Source organism: Mesorhizobium sp. M7A.F.Ca.AU.001.01.1.1, assembly GCF_004022735.1.
Classification (GTDB): domain Bacteria; phylum Pseudomonadota; class Alphaproteobacteria; order Rhizobiales; family Rhizobiaceae; genus Mesorhizobium; species Mesorhizobium ciceri.
The window spans coordinates 1-1,348 of the sequence record NZ_RZPF01001087.1 but is presented as its reverse complement, the minus strand read 5'-3'; the positions used below and the strand labels follow the sequence as shown (position 1 = coordinate 1,348).

Here is a 1,348-nt window from a genome sequence, read left to right as displayed (position 1 = left end):
AGTTTTGAGGCGTTGGTCCGTATCCTCTCGCATATGGCTAATTTCCGTTAACCTTAACAAATGGTTTCCGTTGCGATGGCGAGCGGCAAGGCCCACTGTCCCGGCGCAAGCAGGCAATGGTTCAGATTGGCCGTCTCCTGCTTTGCGAAGCAGGAACACCGATGCGACAGGTACTGACCTCTTTTCTGACCTTGCACTGGACGATTGTTTTCGCCCTGCTTGCGCTCATCTGCATCGACGGAAACCGTGGTGTGGCGGCGGCGCTCGGCGTGATCGGTGCCACAATCGAGGGTACCCGCTTCGTCAACCTCGACAATTTCGTTGTCGTGGCGCCGCTTGCCACCGCATTGCTGGTCGTCGCGGTTCTGTTTTTCTGGGCCTTTGTCGAAGCCCTGGTCAACGACGCGACCAGCCCGGACGCCGACAGCGTTGCCCGCATCGCCTTCATCTGCGCGTCCGGCGTGTTGTCGCTGATCGTCATCGGGGGTGCTGCGCAAGGCATAAACGGGCTGTTCATGGCTGTTGCCGTGCAGCTGGCAGCACTTCTGGCATCCTATGTCGCCATGCTTGCCGAACGGCGGTCCGTGGTTGCGGCAGCGGCTTCGGGCGAAGGCGAGATCCATGCCGTCGCGCACGGCATGGCAAAAGCCGCAGCCCACAATTCGCTGCTTTCACTCATATCAGGCCGAACGGTGTCCAAAACCGGCTCCAATCCCAGGGGAGGCCGCTGATGCGCTACATCTTCGGATGCTGGGCGGCGCCGATGGCGATTTTCTGGGGCTGGTTCTATCTGTCGGCCAATGACATCAATTTCGGCTACGCGATGCTCAGCCGACAGATGCACGACTTCTTCTTCCGGCTCTACGGTCAGATGCTCGGCATCGATCCGGCGATCATCCCCGGCATGGTGGCGAAGACGTGCGTCTTCGACGGGTTGCTGCTGATGGCGCTTTGGGCATTCCGCCGTCGCCGCGAAATCGCCGGCTGGGTCAGACAGCGCTGGGCGGATCCGGTTCCGTTCGAGCGGATGCGTGGAGCGACTGAAGCCGGTCCAAAACTCCCTGCAGAATAAACGCGGCTGCCGCCGAATCGATCTTGCCGGCGCGCTTGCGGCGCGAGAAATCCATCTCGATCAGCGTCCTTTCGGCCGCGACCGTCGATAGCCTTTCATCCCAGAGCACGAAGGGCAGGTCGCTCATTTGTGCCATGTTACGGACGAAGGCGCGCGATTTCTGCGCACGCGGACCTTCCGAGCCGTCCATGTTGATCGGCAGCCCAATCACCACGGCGCCGGCATTCTCCTTCTGCAGCAAGGCGAGCAGCACCGCCGCATCGAGCGAAAATTTCC

Annotated in this window: 3 protein-coding genes; 2 read left to right on the top strand and 1 reads right to left on the bottom strand. The window is 61.0% G+C overall.

The window, feature by feature from the left end; translation table 11 throughout:
- The first annotated feature begins 161 nt into the window (after window positions 1-161).
- Together EN884_RS36065 and EN884_RS36060 are read left to right on the top strand one after the other, a co-directional pair.
- Entirely contained in the window at window positions 162-731 is a 570-nt protein-coding gene (locus EN884_RS36065; protein WP_013531792.1) for a hypothetical protein, read from the top strand.
- Window positions 731-1,072 (top strand): DUF6105 family protein, encoded by a 342-nt coding sequence (locus tag EN884_RS36060; RefSeq protein WP_063167955.1) that lies wholly within the window; start codon window positions 731-733, stop codon window positions 1,070-1,072. Before EN884_RS36065 ends, EN884_RS36060 begins: the two co-directional genes overlap by 1 nt.
- Here the strand turns inward: EN884_RS36060 and ruvX are convergent.
- On the bottom strand, window positions 990-1,348 hold a 359-nt coding region (ruvX, locus tag EN884_RS36055; RefSeq protein ID WP_128361132.1), incomplete at its 5' end, for a Holliday junction resolvase RuvX. The two genes, EN884_RS36060 and ruvX, sit on opposite strands and share 83 nt — an antisense overlap.